At 35.4% G+C, this 20808-nt stretch carries 17 protein-coding genes and 1 tRNA gene; 10 read left to right on the top strand and 8 right to left on the bottom strand.

All coding sequences use genetic code 11. From position 1 onward, the window contains the following. Positions 1–451: 451 nt before the first annotated feature. Complete coding sequence (locus tag ACMHJ2_RS02325) at positions 452–1822, bottom strand: hypothetical protein (protein WP_413511349.1); 1371 nt, start codon at positions 1820–1822, stop codon at positions 452–454. A gap of 354 nt (positions 1823–2176) precedes the next feature. Between ACMHJ2_RS02325 and ACMHJ2_RS02320 the strand changes: the two genes are divergently transcribed. Next, positions 2177–3925, top strand: coding sequence for an aromatic amino acid hydroxylase (locus tag ACMHJ2_RS02320; RefSeq protein WP_413511348.1), 1749 nt, complete (start codon positions 2177–2179; stop codon positions 3923–3925). A gap of 1 nt (position 3926) precedes the next feature. Here the strand turns inward: ACMHJ2_RS02320 and ACMHJ2_RS02315 are convergent, their stop codons facing one another. Genes ACMHJ2_RS02315 through alaS form a run of 3 tightly spaced genes read right to left on the bottom strand, consistent with a single transcriptional unit; the run spans position 3927 to position 8217 of the window. After that, a complete protein-coding gene (locus ACMHJ2_RS02315) occupies positions 3927–4559 on the bottom strand; it encodes a DUF4230 domain-containing protein (RefSeq protein WP_413511347.1) in 633 nt (210 codons plus the stop codon). Between the two features lie 4 nt (positions 4560–4563). Further along, the gene (locus ACMHJ2_RS02310) at positions 4564–5520 is read right to left on the bottom strand and encodes a GSCFA domain-containing protein (protein ID WP_413511346.1); all 957 of its coding nucleotides are present in this window, start codon (positions 5518–5520) and stop codon (positions 4564–4566) included. 60 nt (positions 5521–5580) lie between these two features. Next, the gene (gene alaS, locus ACMHJ2_RS02305; RefSeq protein ID WP_413511345.1) at positions 5581–8217 is read right to left on the bottom strand and encodes an alanine--tRNA ligase; all 2637 of its coding nucleotides are present in this window, start codon (positions 8215–8217) and stop codon (positions 5581–5583) included. A gap of 219 nt (positions 8218–8436) precedes the next feature. Between alaS and ACMHJ2_RS02300 the strand changes: the two genes are divergently transcribed. The 5 genes from ACMHJ2_RS02300 to ACMHJ2_RS02280 are packed head-to-tail and all read left to right on the top strand — an operon-like array spanning position 8437 to position 11618. Continuing rightward, on the top strand, positions 8437–9414 hold the full coding sequence (locus tag ACMHJ2_RS02300; protein ID WP_413511344.1) for a M23 family metallopeptidase: 978 nt from the start codon (positions 8437–8439) through the stop codon (positions 9412–9414). Beyond that, positions 9414–9743 (top strand): MerR family transcriptional regulator, encoded by a 330-nt coding sequence (locus ACMHJ2_RS02295; protein WP_413511343.1) that lies wholly within the window; start codon positions 9414–9416, stop codon positions 9741–9743. Before ACMHJ2_RS02300 ends, ACMHJ2_RS02295 begins: the two co-directional genes overlap by 1 nt. 12 nt (positions 9744–9755) lie before the next feature. Next, positions 9756–10340 (top strand): LemA family protein, encoded by a 585-nt coding sequence (locus ACMHJ2_RS02290; RefSeq protein WP_413511342.1) that lies wholly within the window; start codon positions 9756–9758, stop codon positions 10338–10340. A gap of 6 nt (positions 10341–10346) precedes the next feature. Next, on the top strand, positions 10347–10787 hold the full coding sequence (locus ACMHJ2_RS02285; RefSeq protein WP_413511341.1) for a TPM domain-containing protein: 441 nt from the start codon (positions 10347–10349) through the stop codon (positions 10785–10787). 6 nt (positions 10788–10793) lie between these two features. Further along, complete coding sequence (locus ACMHJ2_RS02280) at positions 10794–11618, top strand: TPM domain-containing protein (protein ID WP_413511340.1); 825 nt, start codon at positions 10794–10796, stop codon at positions 11616–11618. Between the two features lie 57 nt (positions 11619–11675). Here ACMHJ2_RS02280 and ACMHJ2_RS02275 read toward each other — a convergent pair whose 3' ends face one another. The 3 genes from ACMHJ2_RS02275 to era form a co-directional block, all read right to left on the bottom strand. Next, positions 11676–14426 carry an outer membrane beta-barrel protein gene (locus ACMHJ2_RS02275; RefSeq protein ID WP_413511339.1) on the bottom strand — a complete coding sequence of 917 codons (2751 nt, stop codon included), beginning with the start codon at positions 14424–14426 and terminating at the stop codon, positions 11676–11678. A gap of 61 nt (positions 14427–14487) precedes the next feature. After that, positions 14488–15801 (bottom strand): ribosome biogenesis GTPase Der, encoded by a 1314-nt coding sequence (der, locus tag ACMHJ2_RS02270; RefSeq protein ID WP_413511338.1) that lies wholly within the window; start codon positions 15799–15801, stop codon positions 14488–14490. 66 nt (positions 15802–15867) lie between these two features. Further along, positions 15868–16755, bottom strand: coding sequence for a GTPase Era (era, locus tag ACMHJ2_RS02265; RefSeq protein ID WP_413511337.1), 888 nt, complete (start codon positions 16753–16755; stop codon positions 15868–15870). A gap of 158 nt (positions 16756–16913) precedes the next feature. On the opposite strand from era, the gene ACMHJ2_RS02260 reads away from it, so the two are divergent. The 3 genes from ACMHJ2_RS02260 (at position 16914) to ACMHJ2_RS02250 (ending at position 18862) form a co-directional block, all read left to right on the top strand. Beyond that, on the top strand, positions 16914–17558 hold the full coding sequence (locus tag ACMHJ2_RS02260; protein WP_413511336.1) for a CatB-related O-acetyltransferase: 645 nt from the start codon (positions 16914–16916) through the stop codon (positions 17556–17558). A gap of 157 nt (positions 17559–17715) precedes the next feature. After that, positions 17716–17788, top strand: a tRNA-Met gene (locus tag ACMHJ2_RS02255). A gap of 435 nt (positions 17789–18223) precedes the next feature. Further along, positions 18224–18862 (top strand): peroxiredoxin-like family protein, encoded by a 639-nt coding sequence (locus ACMHJ2_RS02250; RefSeq protein ID WP_413511335.1) that lies wholly within the window; start codon positions 18224–18226, stop codon positions 18860–18862. Positions 18863–18883: 21 nt separating this feature from the next. Here the strand turns inward: ACMHJ2_RS02250 and ACMHJ2_RS02245 are convergent, their stop codons facing one another. After that, the gene (locus tag ACMHJ2_RS02245; RefSeq protein WP_413511334.1) at positions 18884–19774 is read right to left on the bottom strand and encodes an AraC family transcriptional regulator; all 891 of its coding nucleotides are present in this window, start codon (positions 19772–19774) and stop codon (positions 18884–18886) included. Between the two features lie 86 nt (positions 19775–19860). Between ACMHJ2_RS02245 and ACMHJ2_RS02240 the strand changes: the two genes are divergently transcribed. Then, entirely contained in the window at positions 19861–20808 is a 948-nt protein-coding gene (locus tag ACMHJ2_RS02240; RefSeq protein WP_413511333.1) for an NADP-dependent oxidoreductase, read from the top strand.

Raw genomic sequence — 20808 nt, 5'->3', positions numbered from 1 at the left:
GACCCGCAACATGTATTAAATCTTGCAGTAAATTTACTAACTGCAAATAACTTACACTTTTATCTTTTAAAATTTATATCGTCAACAATTACTCTTAGTACTATTATCTTAAAAATTATTATTTAAGATAATACAACTGTTTACTTCTTGAAAGCAAGGTCTATTTCACGAAAAGAGAAGTTCTTAGTACGATAAAAAAAACGTATTATATTCATTGAATTTAAATAAACTATGATTAACAGAGCGAAAAGAGTAATTAAACTATTTTCATGTCATCCCTACATTCGTTCTGGATAAAAACAGTCTTGATTCGCATATTTAATCTATAACTCAATTGTTACACCACGCAAATATTAATGAGAACAAAAGAAAAAACCCCGCCTTTTGGACGGGGTTTTATTTTTTTTGAGACTTTAAAAGTCTTTATGTTTAATATCTTCCAGTTGAAAGATTATTTAACCATTTTAGCGATTCTAGTTGAAGTAGCTTTTACTTTTCCAACATTGTTAGCATCTTTAAATCCTCTAGTACCTCTAATTCCATTAGCACTTTGCTCACTAGCATCAAAATATACGAAATCTCCATTTAAATTCATTGTAAATGGTGCATTTGTTACTGTGGCACTTGTAGCAGACGTTCCTGTATAAATAGTACGATCTGCATTTGGAGTTGTATTTAAAGTGAAAGTAATTCCAGCGGTAGCTTCACCTACATTATTATTTCCATTGAATACAGCTACTGCTTTTGCAGTTGTATTTGTTGCAGTTGGAATTTCATAATTATAAGAACCTCCTGTACCTGCTGGAGTAGCTGGAGTACTAAATGCAACTAATGCACTCATTGCTCCCTCAGTTTCTACTTCAATTTGCCAAAGAGCTTCAACAGTTGTTCTAGTTGCATCAGCATACTGCAAACGCATAAATACTAGAGAACCTTCATTTACATTATAAGTTGTTCCTGTGTATACAAAAGTTCCAGACATATCAGCATCAACTGGCTCAGCCTCTTTTACAGTTACAGATACAGCATTACTAGTTTTTCCATCAAAAACAGCAGTTAAACTAATTGTTCCTGCAGGTCCTTGAATACGGAATACTCCACCAGCTGTTGATAAGATAGTTGTTGCATTACCATCTACATGTAAAACAGCACCTGTAATACCAGCACCAGCAGCGTCTTTAATACTTAATTCAAATCCTTGTCCTGCAAAAATATCCGCTGGATTAGTAACAAGAGCTAATACGATATTTCCTCCAGGAGCATCAGTTACTACAACACTTACTTCATTACTTCCAGTATAATCCTCTTTAGAAGCAACAAATTTAAATGTTCCAGCAGCTTGAGCTGTCCACTCATCTCCAGTTACATCAGCACCACCAACTTGTTTAATTTTAAAACCAGCTACACTAGCACCTTTATTATCTTTAACAGTAAATTTAACTTTACCTCCTACTGTAACTGCAGTTTTATCTACAGATAATACTAACGTTTTTATTTCTACTCCTTTTTCAACTACGTTGATTGTAACAGCAGCACTTTCAGTAGCTCCACTTTTCTTAGCAACAACTTTGTACTCTCCTTTTGTTGCAAATTTGTAAGGATTCGTGATTTTTTCACTTCCAATATAAAGTTCAGCCCCAGTTTCTGCTTTACCATCAGCTTTAACAGTAAAAGTAACTGAATCACCTTCGTTTACAGTCGTTTTATCCGCTGATAATGCTAGTTGAGGATTTTTTCCTCCACCATTATCATCGCTACTGCTACAAGATGCTCCGAATGTAGCTAAACCAGCTACAGCCAAAAACATAAATAATTTTTTCATAAATATTTGCTTTAATTAGTTAATAATTGTGTTGCAATATAAAAACATTTTTGAAACAAAAAAAAATATTAGTTAATATTTTCTTTAATATTCCATAACAATATAAGCTATAGAGTGCATCTTACACAACAAAAGCTTTTAATAATTAAATATTTAACTCAAAAAAAAATATAAAACTATTTTTTTAACTCTATAAAAACATATAATTTATTTTAACATTTTAAAAAACACCAGCCTTGATGCCTAATTTCATTATTACTTAGTTACCTTAGTCAAAAGTAAGATTTTTTAATACATTCATCTTTTTCCTTATATTTACCGCAACCAAACAACTATAACTACTATTTGAATACTATGAACGCAAAAGAATACGAAAGCAACGAATTAATAGATCGATTACCCCCACATTTAAAACAATTCATCAAACCGCAAGATTATGAGGACTATACCCCTATTAATCAAGCTGTATGGCGCTATGTAATGCGCAAAAATGTCGATTATTTATCTAAAGTAGCTCATGATTCTTATTTGGATGGATTAGATAAAACAGGAATTTCTGTTGAGTCAATACCAAGTATGTATGGCATGAATAGAATTCTGAAAGCCATTGGTTGGGCTGCGGTAGCCGTTGATGGTTTTATCCCACCTAATGCTTTTATGGAATTTCAAGCCTATAAAGTACTGGTAATTGCATCCGATATTAGACAATTAGAAAATATTGAATATACGCCTGCACCAGATATCATTCACGAAGGAGCTGGACATGCTCCTATTATTGCTAATCCAGAATACGCAGAATATTTAAGACGCTTTGGAGAAATTGGCTGTAAAGCCATTTCTTCTGCTCATGATTATGAAATCTATGAAGCCATTCGTTTGCTATCGATATTAAAAGAAGCAGAAGGCGTAGCAGAAGAGGATATTAAAAAAGCAGAAGAGGAAGTAGATCGCTTACAAGCCATCACGACTGCACCTTCTGAAATGGCGTTGATTCGAAACTTACATTGGTGGACCGTTGAATATGGTTTAATAGGAACGGTTGACAATCCAAAAATCTACGGTGCGGGATTATTATCGTCGATTGGAGAGAGCGCTTGGTGTATGACGAATAATGTTGAGAAACTTCCTTATACAATTGAGGCTGCAAACCAAGGCTTTGACATTACAAAACCTCAACCCCAACTGTATGTAACCCCTGATTTCGCCTATTTAAGTGAAGTATTAGAAAACTTTGCCAACAAAATGGCTTTGAGAAAAGGCGGATTAGAAGGCATTCAAAAGTTGATTGATTCAAAAGCATTAGGAACGATTGAATTGAATACAGGGATTCAAATTTCCGGGCATTTTACGAATGTAATTGCGCATGAAGGTAAACCTGTTTATGTACAAACAACAGGTGCTACAGTCCTATCTTATAGAGAAAAAGAATTAGTTGGACACGGAACGGAAACACATCCACATGGTTTTGGTACAGCTTTAGGAAGATTAAAAGGTATCAACTTGGCGATTGAAGATATGAGTCCCCGTGATTTAAAAGCCTATAATCTTTTCGAAGGACAACCTGTTACCTTAGAATTCGAAGGTGATATTACGGTTTCTGGTACAAATATTACAGGAATCCGAAATATTCACGGCAAGATTATATCAATCAGCTTTAAAGACTGTACGGTGAAACACGGCAATACGATTTTATTCCAGCCTGAATGGGGCATCTATGACATGGCTGTTGGAGCGGATGTTATTTCCGCATTCTCAGGCCCTGCAGACTATAGAAGCTTTAATTTAGTGAATCACGTTCCCTCTTCACAAACGATTAAAGCGAAAAGAGATGATGAAAAAATAAGATTAGAAGGTCTTTATCACCAAATTCGAGTGATGCGCGAAGACAATCAAACAACAGATTTAAATACCCTCTTAGACACTTTAATTCAAGTATATCCAACGGATTGGTTATTGACGGTTGAAATTTTGGAGCTAGCTAAAAAGCACAAAGAAGACACCCTGTATCAAAAGGCACTAAATCGCTTAGAACAACTTAAAGTGGATAGACCGAAAGTTGCCCATTTAATTAAAGATGGCGTAAGTATTATTGAACAAGCTTAAATTACATAGGGAAAGTGGCTGAAAAGTCACTTTCTTTTTTTATCGTATTTCCTTGGTATTCCAATTCCCATCCCAACATATTAGTTACAACAAGCAATTTTCCCAATTCACTGATTAAGCGATTTTCTGCATTGGCTTTTAATGTGGAATTTTCAATTTTCTGGTGTAAGTCGTCTTTAATTCTTGCATTAATTTTATTGTAATCTGCACCTGTAAAAGGATTGAACTTACTGGTTTCTACATCATACAATTTGTAATCGGGGTAAATATGTATTTCGGGTTCTGGAATATATAAAATCTGAACTCGCTTATTTGGTTCGTCAATTTGGTATTTCAATTGACTCAAATCATATTCAACCGTAGCTTTAGCATTAACAATAACAACAGCCTTTTTTGTAAAAGAAACTAAATTCAACAAATACTTCTGTTGATCTTCATATGTCATGACTTGGGTATAATTCGCCTCTGTTACAATCAGTTTACTTACATTTTTTAATTGCTCCTGAATCAAGTTCGAATTATACTCGATATTGCTTGTGGATTTCCCAAGGGTATATTGATAGATGACTACTCCCATAAACATAAAGAATAGAACTAAAAAAAAGGAAAAAATGACTTTGAATACTCTTCTCATACGCTTATCTAAAATTCATAAAAGGATAATGTGCTAATAAATCGTCAATCTTTTCGATTAACGAATCTAAAAATTTCATATGTTGTTCTGCGGTTGGATTAAATGGGCGGTGATTCAATCCCTTTTGTACCTCATCTACCTTTTTCATTACCACATACATGGATTCATCAATATAATGCGCAACAAAACGCTCCCAAATATATTGAATTGCTACTGCATTGGGATGGATTAAATCTGCTGCATAAAAGCGATAATCCCTTAATTCATCCATGACAATTTCATATATTGGCATATAGCTAACTTTCGCGTCTTTCAGCTCAGCAATAGCATGATGTAACGCAGCAAACAAAATACTCTTGCTTCTTTGGTTTTCCACAAAACCATCCTTGATATGACGCACAGGTGATATCGAACACAAAATATGCGCCTCACTGTTCACTGTTCGGATTAGTTCGATACAATGTTTATAACTCCCTACAACTTCTTCATACGTCAGCAATCGCTTTTCAAATTGCGCATTGGGCACTTTATGGCAATTGGCGACTAGTTCACCTGTTTCTTTTAAAGCGTATACCAAAGCTGTACCGAAAGTCAGTGTAATAAACGAACTCTCTCGCAAGGCCGTTTGCAAATCGAATAACTTGACATTTAATTTGGTTACAATATCCTCCTGTTCCAATTCGTTTAAATCCGAATGTGCAACAAAAGAGCTCCATATTTCTTGGTGTTCAAAAACATCAGAAGCTGTGAATTCATAGCCTTGTACAGCATATTCAACTATTTTTTCAATGGCTTTTGGATGAAATAAAATACCAAAAGGATTAATGGTTTGCTGAAACTGATAGGTTTTAAATTTCTCTCCAATAGTAACCGCAAAACAAGACCCCAAACAAAGTATCTTATCCTCGTAGGTAATCTTTTTACCAGTATACGAGATTGGAACAACAGTACTAAAATTCATATCGAATATGTATAAGAAAAAAAGATTCCTACGAATAGGAATCTTTCAATATATAGCTAACTATTTTAAATAATCTATAGCATGGCTGATGGCTTCTTTCATGCCATCAGGATTTTTACCTCCTGCAGTTGCAAAGAAAGCTTGTCCTCCTCCACCCCCTTGGATGTACTTACCTAATTCACGAACAATTTGTCCAGCATTTAATCCTTTTGTCTCCACAATTTCTTTAGAAACATAACAGGTCAACATCGGCTTATCGTCTGTTACTGAACCTAGAACTACGTATAGATTGGTTAATTCACTACCCAATTCATACGCTAAATCTTTGGCTCCCGTTGCATCTAAATCAACTTCAGCCGCTAAAAACGAAACTCCATTAATAAGTTGAATCTGTGTTTTTAATTCTCCTTTTACATTTTTCGCTTTTTCTTTTAACAACTGCTCTACTTGTTTTTTCAGCTTTGCATTTTCATCTTGCAGTGAAACAACGGCTTTCAAAGTATCTTGTGGGTTCTTTAATGCCGCTTTTAATTCTTTTAAGGTATGTTCTTGATCTGCATAGAACGCTTTCGCTGCTTTATTGGTAATCGCTTCAATACGGCGAATTCCCGCTGCTACAGCCCCTTCACTAACAATTTTAAATTGCCAAATGTCTGCTGTATTTTGCACATGTGTACCTCCACATAATTCCATGCTTTCACCGAAGCGAATCGCACGTACTTCATCTCCATATTTCTCACCAAAAAGAGCCATTGCACCTTCTTCTACGGCTTGATTAAAAGGAATACTGCGTCTTTCAATCAAAGGCAATTGTTCGTGAATGCGGTTATTCACGAAATCTTCTACCGCTTGTAATTCTTCTTCTGTCACTTTAGCAAAATGAGAAAAGTCAAAACGCAAATGCGTAGGTGCCACTAAGGACCCTTTTTGTTCCACATGCGTTCCTAAGATTGTGCGCAACGCTTGGTGTAATAAATGGGTAGCCGAATGGTTTGCCATGGATTGTTTACGCGCATCTACATCAACTTTTGCCATAAAACTACCTTCAACATTGGTCGGTAATTCTCTTACGATATGTAAAATTAAGTTGTTTTCTTTTTTCGTATCGATAATAGCGATTGATTCATTTGCAGAGATAAGCATACCGTTATCTCCTACTTGTCCTCCTCCTTCTGGATAAAATGGCGTTGCATCCAATACCAATTGGAATAATTTTCCGTCTTTCTTACTATCAATTTTTCTATAACGCGTGATTTTCACTTCGTTTTCCAATTGATCATAACCGACAAATTGCTCTACATTCCCTTTAATTAAAAGAGTCCAATCGTCAGTAGAAACCTCAGAAGCAGCTCTTGAACGAGTTTTTTGTTCGTTCATTGCCATTTCAAATCCCTTTTCATCTAATTCAAATCCCTTTTCTCTTAAGATCAAAGCAGTTAAATCGATGGGGAATCCAAATGTATCATATAACTCAAATGCCTTTGCTCCATCAACCACTTTACTTGTTGTTTTTCCAATGACTTGATCCAACAAATGCAAACCTTGTTCTAAGGTGCGTAAGAAGGAAGCTTCTTCTTCTTTAATTACATTTTCTACCAACCCTTTTTGAGCGATAATCTCTGGAAAGAAAGTCCCCATTTGAGCTGCTAACACATCAATCAATTTATAGATAAAAGGTTCTTTGGTGTCTAAAAACGTAAAACCATAGCGAATCGCACGACGTAAAATACGGCGAATTACGTAGCCTGCACCCGTATTTGACGGTAACTGTCCATCGGCAATTGCAAAAGCTACTGCGCGAACGTGATCCACAACAACGCGAATCGCAATATTTATTTTATTTTGTTGCTCTGTTATATTTTGAACGGTATTATCCGTGTATTTTAATCCCGTAATTTCTTCTACTTTTCGGATTAACGGTGTAAACACATCCGTGTCATAATTAGAAGTCACGCCTTGCATAGCCATACACAAACGTTCAAATCCCATACCTGTATCCACGTGTTGTGCGGGTAATTTCTCTAAAGATCCGTCTGCTTTTCGGTTGAATTCCATGAATACATTATTCCAGATTTCAACTACCTGTGGGTGATCTGCATTTACTAAAGAGTAACCAGAAACGGCTGCTCTTTCTTCGTTGGTACGCAAATCAATATGAATTTCAGAACAAGGACCACAAGGGCCTTGATCTCCCATTTCCCAGAAATTATCTTTTTTATTCCCTAAAATAATGCGGTCTTCAGCTACATATTGTTTCCAAAGATCAAACGCTTCTTGATCAAAAGGTACATTTTCTGCAGGATTTCCTTCAAATACAGAAACATACAACCGATCTTTTTCTAACTTTAAAACTTCCGTTAAGAATTCCCAAGCCCAAGCAATTGCTTCTTTTTTGAAATAGTCTCCAAAAGACCAGTTTCCAAGCATCTCGAACATCGTATGGTGATAGGTATCAAAACCTACATCTTCTAAATCATTGTGCTTTCCGGAAACACGTAAACATTTTTGTGTATCTGCAATACGTTTACTTTTGGGTGTGGCGTTTCCTAAAAAATACTCTTTAAACTGGGCCATCCCAGAGTTGTTAAACATCAAAGTAGGATCATCTTTTAAAACGATCGGTGCTGAAGGAACAATTAAATGTCCTTTTTCCTCAAAAAAGTTTAAAAACTTCTGGCGAATTTCTTGTGATTTCATATTTTCGGAAACTAATATTTTCTATCAAACTTTTAAATAACGTACTAAATTGTATTTTTAAAACCTCTATTGACCAACAAAATCTGTTAATTTTTTAATTCCATTTGTTATTTAACCCGGTATTAAACCAAAACATTGTTTAAATTTGTTTTTTAATGCCTTTTAAAATCAATTCAAGGTGTATACAAAATTAGTGCAAAAATAGTGTTTTTTTAAATTATGGCTAAGGTAAAATATTATTACGATTCTGAAAAGTTAGCGTTTCACAGAATACGTCCCAAATCTTCTAAGAGAATCGTAAATCTATTGTTGTTTATTCTATCTGCAGCTGCCTTCGGACTATTTGGTTTATTTATTTTAATCAATTCAAATATTTTAGCCACACCCAAAGAAAAAATGCTCGAAAGAGAAGTCGCAGAATTTAAAACTAATTACACCTTACTCAATAAAAAGATTGATCTTATTGCGGAAGTTTTGGATGAATTGGAAGTTCGCGATAATGAAATATACAGAGCTTATTTTAATACGGCTCCCATTCCTGACGAACAGCGCAAAGCTGGTTTAGGCGGGATTAATCGATACAAAGAATTCAAAGATTTTCAAAACGAAAAGTTATTGCGATTAACAACAGAAAAAATTGACCTTATAGCTAAACAAACAGCAATTCAATCCCGTTCTTTAGATGATATTATCAATTTAGCCAAAGGAAAAGAAAAGCTTTTAGCGGCTATTCCAGCGATTCAACCTGTAAAAAATGAAAATTTAAAACACATGGCTTCAGGTTATGGCTATCGAAGTGATCCCTTTACTAAAATTAAAAAGTTTCACTCAGGCATGGATTTTTCTGTTGATAGTGGGACTCCCATTTTTGCTACAGGTGATGGAAAAGTAACAAGAGCAAATAATCAACTTTCGGGCTATGGAAATTTAATTGAAGTTGAGCATGGTTATGGTTATATCACGCGATATGCTCATTTAAGTAAATACAATGTAAAAGCAGGACAAGTTGTAAAGAGAGGCGATATAATCGCTTATTCAGGAAGTACAGGAAGAAGTTCCGGTCCTCACTTACACTATGAAGTTCTATACAAAGGCGATCCTGTCAATCCATTAAATTATTATTATGGCGATATTTCAGCCAAAGAATTTGAATTATTATTACAAGAAGCTAACCACGAAAATCAATCTCTAGACTAATGAAAGTTAATTTACCTGAAAAAAGATATTATAGTATTGGCGAGTTAGCAAAAGCTTTTGACGTCAACGCCTCCTTAATTCGTTTTTGGGAAAAAGAATTTGATATTATAAAGCCCAAAAAAAATGCCAAAGGCAATCGCATGTTTTCTCAACAGGATGTAAAAAACTTTGAGTTGATTTATCACCTTGTAAAAGAAAGAGGTTTCACCTTAGATGGCGCAAAGGATCAACTCAAGTTAAAACCGAAAGAAGTGGTTGACAACCTCGAAATAATCAAGCGATTAGAATATATAAAAGAAACATTAATAAGCATAAAAAACGAACTCTAAAAAAGAAAAATCATGAAAAAAATCTTACCTATTATCATCGTATTAGTTGTATTAATTGGCGGATACTTCTTACTATCTATGAATTATCAAAACACGGCTTTGGGACACAAGCAAGCCGTTGACAAATCATGGGCAGATGTTGAAGGTGCCTATCAAAGAAGAAATGATCTTATTGGCAACTTAGTTGAGACTGTAAAAGGAGCTGCAGATTTTGAAAAATCTACTTTAGAAGCCGTAGTTAATGCAAGAGCAAAAGCAACTTCAGTTTCAATTGATCCAACCAATATGACAGAAGCACAATTAGCTAATTTTCAACAAACTCAATCGGGTGTATCAAGTGCTTTAGGGCGTTTATTGGTTACAGTTGAGAAATACCCTGATTTAAAAACAAATCAGAACTTCTTAAAATTACAAGATGAACTAGCGAGTACTGAAAATCAAATTTTCACCCAACGCAGTCGATTCAATGATGCTGTACAAATGTATAATGGTTATGTTTTAAAAGTGCCAAATAAATTCTTTTTAACGGGTTATTCAGAAAGACCTTTCTTCAAAGCAGAAGCAGGCGCTGAAAACGCACCAAAAGTAAAATTCTAATTGCTTATGCAACCCATCAATCAATTTATAAGCCCTTCGGACGAGCAAGAAATTATAGATGCCATTACACAAGCTGAAAAAAATACGACTGGTGAAATTAGGGTTCACATCGAAACCAAATCGACCAAAGAACCTTATACTAGAGCACAGGAGGTGTTTTTTGAGTTAAAGATGGATCAAACCACCCATGCCAATGGTGTGTTATTTTATCTATGTCTAAACTCGAAAGCTTTTGTTATTCTTGGGGATAAAGGAATTGATCAACAAGTAAAGGCAGAAAATTTTTGGGAGGGTACCAAAGAACTTGTTATTAATCACTTTAAACAAGGGTTATACAAACAAGGACTTGTTTATGGTATACTCAAAGCAGGTAGTCAATTGAAGGTGTATTTTCCCTCAAAAGGAGAAAACAAAAATGAACTATCAAACGAAATATCAAAAGCTTAATTAAACATGCAAAAACTAGGTAACAAAGTTCTATCCTATGTTGTATTTGCTTTTATATTACTTTGTTCGCAAGTCAATTACGCGCAATTTGATATTCCAGCAAAACCATCAACAGGCCAACAAACCGCTGTTTATGATTATGCTAAAATTCTTACAAGCCAACAAAGCAAGGCTTTGGAACAAAAGCTAATTCAGTATAGCGATACAACCTCAACTCAAATTGTGGTTGTGACCATTCCCTCTTTAAACGGAGAGAGCATCGGAACATTAGGCCCTAAATGGGGACATGAATGGGGTATTGGTCAAAAAGGGAAAGACAATGGGGTATTAATTTTAATGGCTGCTCAAGAAAGGCAAATTGGGATTTATCCTGGATACGGGGTTGAAGTTCAAATTACAGCTGGACAAGGGGGAGAATTGATTCGCAATCGAATTATTCCAGCATTTAAAAAAGGGGATTACTATGCGGGCTTAAATGAGGGTGTGGATGGAATTATGGAAATGCTTGCTGGAACCTACCAAGCAGATAAAGATGCCCGAATGGATGGCGATAATGAGACTGGCGGTTTATTTTGCTTATTAGCCATTATTGCTCTAATTGTAGGAACTATATTTTTTAGCAAAGGAAAAAACAATGGAGGCGGACCTGGAAACTCGGGTAATCGAGGTTTTATGGGTGATTTAGCCAGTATGATTATACTCAGCAACCTAGGAAGAAGCTCCGGTGGTGGAGGTTTCGGAGGAGGTGGTAGCTTCGGCGGCGGCGGCGGATTCGGCGGCGGCTTCGGAGGTGGAGGATTCTCTGGAGGCGGATCAAGCGGAAGTTGGTAGCCTACATTCTTATAAAAAAAGCGGTTGTTTTCATCTGAAACAACCGCTTTTTATTTTTTATCGTCTTCCCATTCTAGTAAAATTTCCGCGGTTTCCCCCTCCATAGTCTCCGCGATTTCCTCTCATTGCCTTACCTCCAAATTCTTTGAGGCTATACGTCAACGAAAACATCACATAGCGCTTTAAAACCAAGCTTTCTGAATCTGCAATGGAAGTAGCATCAATCGTTCTTCTTGAGCTCGTATTTTGATTTAGCATATCATATACTTTGACTTTAGCCTTGAATCGATCATTAAAAAACTCATAGGCCAAACTTACATTCCACATGTAAAAATCTCGATTATAACCTGAAGCGATTTGCGAATTATAGGTATAGGTAAAATCATTGCCTATTGTGAATTTTTGAGGCCAATATAAAACCGTTTCTAAACCAGCATTGTGTGTATAATTACTAGCGCGATCTACACTGAAATTTTTATAGCTTGACCAATTGGTATTGTAGTTATACGAGGGTGAAATTCTAAACAACTCTCCATAATCAAAATTGACATATACCCTTGGACTTAAACTATTGGATATCGCGTCATACGTAACCCCATCCATATATCCTTTTTGAACACTTTGATTGTAACGCATATTGATACCATAACGCATATTAAACTCATTCCACTTGGAAGAACGATACCAAGAACCATTTATCCCCCAACTATGCGCTCCAGAAACATTTTTATAGGTTGATATACTCTTTCGATCTTCATCATAATCAATGGCATTGACAATACTGTTATTCAAAAGATTGACATTACCGTTTAAGGAATAGCCTGAACGAGTCTGAAAATTATAGGATCTATAACTCAAATTAATTGAGTGATTCCCCGTTGGTCTTAAATCTGGATTTCCAACAAATGTATTCAAAGGGTTACTCACATCGACAATATCCAAGAGTTGAGTTGCACTCTGATAGGTTACATTATACGCGTAAAACAGCCACAGATAGTTTCCTTTTGTTAAAGCATAGCTCAAATTTAATCGAACATTAGGATCAATATATTTTTTATCTAACGTATAGTTCTGCTGGTTATAAAGTGCTTCTACACTATTCTTAACAATATTTGTTGATGTATTAAAATCTGCATTGAATTTATTGTGCCTAAAATTAAATCCTGCATAAGGAGCAACTGTCGTTTGAACGGTATAGTAGCGATTAGTTTGCAGGGCATTTAAATCAGTATAGGCTTGTGTAGCTTCATTGTAATCAAAGACCTTGGCATCTGTAATGGTTTGTGCTCTAGTCCAATTACTCCCTAGCAATAGGGTAAGTGAATCTGTAATAGGCTGACTAAATTCAAAGGATAAACTATAGGTATCACTGGAGTTATTCTGTCTTTGATATTGGCGACGAATATCTTCTTCCTCTGTTTTATAAAAATGCGTAATTGATTCTTGTAAAGCATCGCTAGAATTTACACTATTTGCATTCATAAATTCTAGCGTAAAAAATTGTCTTTCTCTATTCAATTTGCGCATATATCGAATCGAATTAGAGAAAGTATTGCTATCTCCCGTACTCGAAGCCTGAGATTCATTATCATTTAATAGTTCTCCCTTTTCATCCAATGCTTTATCTTTAGAACTAGTTACTGCTCTTGAATAATTCGTTTGAAAAGCGGGCATAATATAAAAGGAATCCTTCTCTCCGATGTAATCTATGGAGACATTCGTTGAATGTCCTTCAGAATCACTATTAGAATTTGACTCTGAATTATTAACAAATTCCCCGGAGGGCAGAAATTGTGTAACCGTTGATCTATTCTTACTTTCTGTATCTGAGAAATTATAATTATAACTTCCATTTACTTTCAATTTTTCATTTAAATCCTGAACAAAGTTTACCCCTAACATTCTTGATTCCGTAATTCCACCCGAACTTTTTCCCATCCTCATATTATCAAAAACCTCATCCATCGAAAATCCCATGGCATTGATATTATTGGCAGATCCAATTACATTAAGTTGTGTTTTATTAAAAAAAGCATTGAAAAACAAGCCTCCTTCATAGCGTTTATCGGATCCATATCCGCCTAAAATCTTGCCAAAATAACCTTTGTTATTCGCTTCATCAATCGTAATATTTAGACTAGAATCCTCAGATTTAGCTCTTTCGCCTGTAAATTTTTCTTTCTTTGTTTTCTTATCTGTTACTTGAATTTTATTGATAATTTCTGAGGGTAAATTTTCTAAAGCTACCTTGCCATCCTCTCCAAAAAAGGGTTTGCCATTGACCAATATCTCGCTAACTTGTTTGCCATTAACCGTAATTTTCTTATCATCATCAATCTGAAAACCAGGTAATTGTTTTAATAATTGTTCTAAATTCGCATCTGGGCGTACCGTAAAAGAAGAAGCATTAAATTCCAGTGTGTCTTTTTTAACGCGAATGGGGGGTATATCAGCTTTAATGACCAATTCATCTAAATTAGTCACGAGCTCTTGTAACCTTATAGCTCCCAAATCATAAGTTCTTTCCTTGGCTACTTCAATCGTTTTTGTATAGGGCTTAAATCCAACCATACTGGCTTTGAAAAGTATCTTTTCCTCAGGCACTTTTACTTTTAAATCAAAATACCCTTCTGCATTAGACATACTATATTCTATTACGGTATTGTCCTTTTCTTTCACTACATAAACCGTAACGGCTTCTAATGGATTTTTAATAGAATCCATCACTTGTCCTTTTATATTGATTGTAGCTTGCGCGAAAACAAACTGAACAAATAAAAGAGTTAATATGCAAATTAGTTTCTTCATAGTAATAAAAAACGGCCTTTGTTTGTATAAACAAAGACCGTGTATTTTAGTATAATTACAATTATTTTTGTCTAAAATAGATATCAATAGGCACCCCACTAAAGTCATAAATTTCGCGTAATTTATTCTCAACAAACCTTCTATATGGGTCTTTGATGTATTGAGGTAAATTGGCAAAAAATACAAATTGAGGCGATGGCGTTGGCAATTGCATACAATATTTAACCTTGATATACTTTCCTTTAATTGCTGGTGGAGGTGTATGTTCAATGATTGGCAACATCGTTTCATTAAACTTAGACGTTGCAATGCGGTTCTTTCTACTTTCATAGACTTTTACTGCAGTTTCAAGCGCTTTTAATAAACGTTGTTTGTTTATTGTAGATGTAAATACAATTGGCACATCGGTAAACGGTTCAATGCTTTCGCGTATTTTTTCCTCGAATTGTTTTGACGTTAGTGTTTCCTTATCAATTAAGTCCCACTTATTTACTAAAATAACAATTCCTTTTCTATTTTTCTCTGCTAACCAGAAAATATTTTGATCTTGTCCTTCAAAACCTCTTGTTGCATCGACCATTAAGATACATACATCACTATGTTCGATGGCGCGAATAGAGCGCATTACGGAATAAAACTCTAAATCTTCTTTTACTTTTGTTTTTCTGCGAATTCCCGCAGTATCAACTATATTAAAATCAAATCCAAATTGATTAAATCGCGTATCAATTGCATCTCTGGTTGTTCCCGCAATATCCGTTACGATATAACGTTCTTCTCCAATTAATGCATTAATAAAACTAGATTTACCTGCATTTGGACGGCCAACCACTGCAAAACGCGGCAATTCTCCATCTTCACTTTCTTCTCTTACTTCTTCTGGTGGTAGCGCTTTTATTACGTCATCTAACAAATCTCCTGTTCCACTACCGCTCATTCCTGCAATTGGATAGATCTCACCCAATCCTAAATTATAAAACTCATAAGTATCTTCCATGCGTTTTCCGCTATCTACTTTATTGACAGCTACAAAAACAGGTTTAGTCTCACGGTGTAATAACTTTGCTACTGCTTCATCCATAGGAGTAATTCCCTCCTCTACATCCACAATAAATATAATGACATCAGCCTCTTCAATAGCTAAAGCTACTTGACGTCTGATTTCTCCTTCAAAAACATCATCTGATCCTTTTATATATCCTCCTGTATCAATGACAGAAAATTCTCTTCCATTCCATTCTGATTTGCCGTAGTTTCTATCACGGGTTACCCCGCTAACCGAATCTACAATTGCCTCTCTCCTTTGAATCATTCGATTAAAGAAAGTGGATTTTCCTACGTTTGGTCTCCCAACTATGGCTACTATACTACTCATATACTATTTAAATATCTCGCAAAGTTAATATTTCAATGCAATATTTGACGCTATTATTTAATTTCTCTATTTTTTTTGATTGTATCCGAAGCGACGCAATTGATAATCGCTCGATCTCCAATCCTTATTTACCTTGACAAATAATTCCAAATGAACTTTTTTACCAAAGAATTTCTCCATTTCTTCTCGAGCAGCTATACCTACTTTTTTCAAAGCTCCCCCTTTATGTCCGATTAGAATTCCTTTCTGAGTATCACGTTCAACCATGATAATGGCTTTGATGCGAATAATTTCTTCTTCTTCTTTAAACTCTTCCGTTTCAACTTCTACTGCATAAGGAATTTCTTTATCGTAATTCAGCAATATTTTCTCGCGAATAATTTCATTGACAAAGAAACGCTCTGACTTATCCGTTAAAGCATCTTTAGCATAAAAAGGTGGTGATTCAGGGGTTAATTCCAGAATTCTATCAAATACCGCTTGCGTATTAAATTTTTCTAAAGCCGAAATTGGAAAAATCTCCGCATTTGGTACTTTAGCACTCCACATTTGTACTTGTTCTTCTAATTGTTGTTGGTTGGATTTATCAATCTTGTTCAACAACAATAAAATAGGCACTTTAGAGTGAATAATTCGATTAAAAAAAGCTTCGTCTTTCAACTCTTTTTCACCAACTTCCACCATATAAATCAAGACATCTGCATCTTCAAAAGCAGATTTCACAAAATCCATCATGGATGCTTGCAATTCATAAGCTGGCTTAATAATACCTGGTGTATCAGAAAATACAATTTGATACTCTTCTTGATTTACAATCCCTAAAATACGATGTCTTGTTGTTTGCGCTTTTGATGTAATTATCGATAATCGCTCTCCTACTAATGCATTCATTAGGGTTGACTTCCCAACATTTGGATTACCTATAATATTCACAAATCCAGCTTTATGTGCCATAAAAATATATTTTTCGCTACAAAGGTAGTTTTTATCAATGAGATACTTGAAAAAAAATGAAATAACTCTACTTAATTCCTTCACAAAGTGGTTTTACGGGTCTTAAATTTTGATTTATAGCCTATTTTACTAGCTTTACTTTTTAAATATAAAATGATATGATTGAAAATAAAAAGCATTGGTCTGTGGTAGAATATTTACATGAAACCGTCAAAAACCCAAACATTCACATTAAAGGTACTACAAGTTACTATAGTGCGGCATGGAGTGGCACATTCGAAGAAAGTGTAGTTCGTTATCTATATGGAGATGAATATAGCCTAAAGCAATGGGAACCGGTTTGGCCCATTGATCAACTTTATATTGGATCACATGTTTGTATTGCGGCAGAAGTCGTAATATTAATGGGCGGCAATGCTACCCACCGCACGGATTGGTTTAGTTTATATCCTTTTATAGACACGTTAATGGAATCGTATCAAGGCAAAGGAGATACAACAATTGGCGACGGTGCTTGGATTGGGATGCGAGCTATGCTTCTACCTGGTATAACCATTGGAGAAGGAGCGATTATTGCTTCGGGTGCAATAGTGACCAAATCAGTTGAACCTTATACCCTGGTTGCAGGTAATCCCGCCAAACCAATTAAAACCAGATTTGATAAAACCACGATTGCTTGTTTACTACAATTAAAGATATACGATTGGCCAGAGGCGAAATTCAAAGCCTTACAACCCTATATCTGTGCTGATTCTATTGCGATTTTAAAACAACAAAGCGATTTATATGATACTAAGCACTAAATACACGCTAAATAATAATAAAAAAATAGGATTGTAACCTTTCTATTTTTCAACTAATTAGACCGAAAAGCCGATATTTTATCAATAAAAAATAAAAGTTTTTCTACTATTTACTTGGTTTGTACAGATATTCGGTTGTATATTTGTACCACAATAGCGCGGGATAGAGCAGTAGGCAGCTCGTCGGGCTCATAACCCGAAGGTCACAGGTTCGAGTCCTGTTCCCGCTACTAAGTCAAAGGACATAATCTAAAGATTGTGTCCTTTTTTCGTTTATTTCTATCTTCAATCTCATACTGTACAGAGCTACTAGATGAAAATAAAAATTCTTTCAATCGCTATATTGGCTGGCTGAAAAAGAAAAAAAGCAGAAGATGACTTATCGAATGCGACCTCTCCTTCGTCGAGGACATACGAATTGGAAAAGTGAATCTAAAAAATGATGCTTTGTACAATTCCCAACTTTTGTGCTTGACCCAAAAAAACGTTGTATTCCAACTTTCATCCAACACTAAATCTATAGAAACCTCTAAAAAAAATAATCTTTTTTCTTAGCTCTTCGCTTTATCCACTAGAAATTGACTTTTTTATCTCCTAGGGATAAATATATGCGGTATTGTCATTTTGGATTTAATTCAAAACCTTTGTCAAAAACACCGTAAATTATGAATACGTTAGCCCAACAGATTGCTGAATTGAATGAAAATTTAGCTCAACAAGTCCCTAGTGAAGTATTAGAATTATTCAGCAGATCGATTGAAGAATTAAAAATTCAAAACCTAGAAGCAGATACCCTTGCTATCGGGCAACCTTTTCCCAATTTCAACCTTGAGAATGCGTCAAATGAACGCATAGAATTAAAAGAATTGTTACAAAAAGGTAGAGTGATAGTCGCCTTTTTTCGCGGAAATTGGTGTCCGTATTGCAGTCTTGAATTGCGTGCTCTACAAAATCAATTGAGCCAATTTATGGAGAAGAAAGTAAACCTTATTGCTATCTCTCCCCAGCTAGTTCCTTACAACGAAGCTGTAAAAACTAATCTTCAATTGGATTTTGAAGTATTGACAGATTCCAACAATCTTTTAGCTAAACAAGTGGGCATTTCTTTTAATCTTCAAGATTTCGTTATCTCAACCTATCAAAACTTGGGGATTAAACTAGGCGACTATAATGGAAATGAAGCGAATGAGCTCCCTTTTCCTGCTGTTTTTGTCCTGGATCAAAACGGAATTGTTACCTATAAATTTGTCGATTCTAATTACATGAATAGAATTGATATAGATGAATTACTGCAACACATTTAATCCCCATTCAATTACCTCGTTTCAACTAAAAAATACACGCAACTGACGTGTATTTTTTACTCTATTTAGATTTCGTTTTCCTTCACCATTTACCTTTCGATATGCAGACATACTCATCCGTTTATGTCGCTTAAAAAATTTATTACAATGACTTTCATCCGCAAAGCCAAATTCATCTACGATCTCATTGATTCGCTTTTGACTAAACAGCAAGCGGTGCTCTATTAATCTAATTTTATAGGCGGATATATACGCCTGAAAAGATTCCCCACATTGCTTGCGAAAATAACTACCTAAATAGGTAGGTGACATGCCAAACTGCTCAGCAACAACAGCTACTTTCAACCATTCAGGTTCACGAATATGCGCTTGAATGTAATTTAATATTTGCACTATTTTGGTATCTGAAGTAGACGACAGCGGTTTTATTTGAATCATTGCGATATTTCGGGCTGCAATTACAAGCGTTGCATTGACAATATGACGAACGAGATCTTCTTGATACATGGATTCTACCGCCAATACTTGTCTTAAGGTCTGCATTAATTGGGTAACTAAAACCTTATCGTCTTCATTCATGAGAACTGAAGCAGACAAATGCGAAGCGTAATACAACAAACATTCGATGTGGTCAATACTCTTCCATTGGTATTCTTTAATGTAAGACTCCCCAAAGCGGATGACCATAAATTCACACATCCCTTCTAAGTCGAACTCATGACAGTCTTGGGGGGTAATTAAAAACAAATCTCCTACGCCAAAACGGATGCAATTGCCATTTACAGCATGATTTCCTTCTCCGGAAACTACATAAACCAATTCAAAAAAATTAAATTGCCTGTTACGCAGAGGACAAACCGCTACTTGCTCGTAATACACCTCAAGGGCTTGGTATATATTTTCTCTTGCCATACTGCAAAGGTACTGAAATATACTTTATTTATACTGATAAACAAACAACTAATCAGTCTATTTTTGCTTAAAATAAATCCAATCATATGAAAGCGATTACATTAGAAGGGTTTGGAGGCATTGAAAATCTACAGTATAGAGAAGTAGCCATGCCTCAACCTAAAGCCGATGAAGTCTTAATACAAACCCAGGCCATCAGTATAAATCCTGTAGATATCAAAGTACGCAATCGACAAGCACCTTTAGCAGAACAACTGCTGCACTATCAACCTTTGATACTAGGATGGGATATCTCTGGCGTTGTTGTAGCCCTTGGTTCAGCAGTAACTGATTTTAAAATAGGCGACGAAGTTTTTGGCATGGTTAATTTTGTGGGACATGGGCAAACATATGCAGAATATGTAGCTGCACCTGCTAACCACTTAGCTTTAAAGCCAAAAAACATCTCTCATATAGAAGCAGCGGCTAGTACCCTTGCTGCACTTACTGCTTGGCAAGCGTTCAATAAGTATGGCAAACTACGTCCCAATGACCGTCTACTCATTCATGCAGCAGCCGGAGGAGTAGGCCATTTTGCTGTACAAATAGCCAAATACCTAGGGGCAAATGTCACTGCTACATCTTCTAGTAAAAATAAAGCTTTTGTACTTTCTCTTGGGGCAGATGAACATATAGATTATACGCAAACTGCTTTTGAAAAAGAATTAAGCGCTTACGATTTTGTATTAGAATCGATTGGAGGAGCAAATTTTCAAAAATCAGTAGCCGTACTTAAACCCTTTGGAACAATCGTTACACTGCCTTCTGGGCATACACCTGAAGATGAACAAAAGGCACAAGCAAAATTCTTACATGCCTGTTATTTTATGTCAGTTTTCTCTAGTCAAGAGGACATGAAATGTATTGCATCACTATTAGAAAACGGCAGCCTAAAACCGCATATTTCTCATACTTACACTTTTGAAGAATTACCTCAAGCCCATATACAGGTAGAAAACGGTCATACAGTAGGAAAAGTAGTCATTCAATTTTAA

This window comes from Myroides odoratus (genome assembly GCF_965118575.1).
Classification (GTDB): domain Bacteria; phylum Bacteroidota; class Bacteroidia; order Flavobacteriales; family Flavobacteriaceae; genus Flavobacterium; species Flavobacterium odoratum_B.
This window is presented reverse-complemented; position numbering and strand designations above follow the sequence as displayed.

Bases quoted from the DNA above. Each gene is read 5' to 3' on its own strand.
- ACMHJ2_RS02300 (WP_413511344.1), top strand. From the start codon at position 8,437: ATGGCTAAGGTAAAATATTATTACGATTCTGAAAAGTTAGCGTTTCAC.
- ACMHJ2_RS02315 (WP_413511347.1), bottom strand. From the start codon at position 4,559: ATGAGAAGAGTATTCAAAGTCATTTTTTCCTTTTTTTTAGTTCTATTC.
- ACMHJ2_RS02320 (WP_413511348.1), top strand. From the start codon at position 2,177: ATGAACGCAAAAGAATACGAAAGCAACGAATTAATAGATCGATTACCC.
- ACMHJ2_RS02250 (WP_413511335.1), top strand. From the start codon at position 18,224: ATGAATACGTTAGCCCAACAGATTGCTGAATTGAATGAAAATTTAGCT.
- ACMHJ2_RS02285 (WP_413511341.1), top strand. From the start codon at position 10,347: ATGCAACCCATCAATCAATTTATAAGCCCTTCGGACGAGCAAGAAATT.
- alaS (WP_413511345.1), bottom strand. From the start codon at position 8,217: ATGAAATCACAAGAAATTCGCCAGAAGTTTTTAAACTTTTTTGAGGAA.
- der (WP_413511338.1), bottom strand. From the start codon at position 15,801: ATGAGTAGTATAGTAGCCATAGTTGGGAGACCAAACGTAGGAAAATCC.
- ACMHJ2_RS02310 (WP_413511346.1), bottom strand. From the start codon at position 5,520: ATGAATTTTAGTACTGTTGTTCCAATCTCGTATACTGGTAAAAAGATT.
- ACMHJ2_RS02240 (WP_413511333.1), top strand. From the start codon at position 19,861: ATGAAAGCGATTACATTAGAAGGGTTTGGAGGCATTGAAAATCTACAG.
- ACMHJ2_RS02245 (WP_413511334.1), bottom strand. From the start codon at position 19,774: ATGGCAAGAGAAAATATATACCAAGCCCTTGAGGTGTATTACGAGCAA.
- ACMHJ2_RS02280 (WP_413511340.1), top strand. From the start codon at position 10,794: ATGCAAAAACTAGGTAACAAAGTTCTATCCTATGTTGTATTTGCTTTT.
- ACMHJ2_RS02290 (WP_413511342.1), top strand. From the start codon at position 9,756: ATGAAAAAAATCTTACCTATTATCATCGTATTAGTTGTATTAATTGGC.
- ACMHJ2_RS02295 (WP_413511343.1), top strand. From the start codon at position 9,414: ATGAAAGTTAATTTACCTGAAAAAAGATATTATAGTATTGGCGAGTTA.
- ACMHJ2_RS02325 (WP_413511349.1), bottom strand. From the start codon at position 1,822: ATGAAAAAATTATTTATGTTTTTGGCTGTAGCTGGTTTAGCTACATTC.
- ACMHJ2_RS02275 (WP_413511339.1), bottom strand. From the start codon at position 14,426: ATGAAGAAACTAATTTGCATATTAACTCTTTTATTTGTTCAGTTTGTT.
- ACMHJ2_RS02260 (WP_413511336.1), top strand. From the start codon at position 16,914: ATGATTGAAAATAAAAAGCATTGGTCTGTGGTAGAATATTTACATGAA.
- era (WP_413511337.1), bottom strand. From the start codon at position 16,755: ATGGCACATAAAGCTGGATTTGTGAATATTATAGGTAATCCAAATGTT.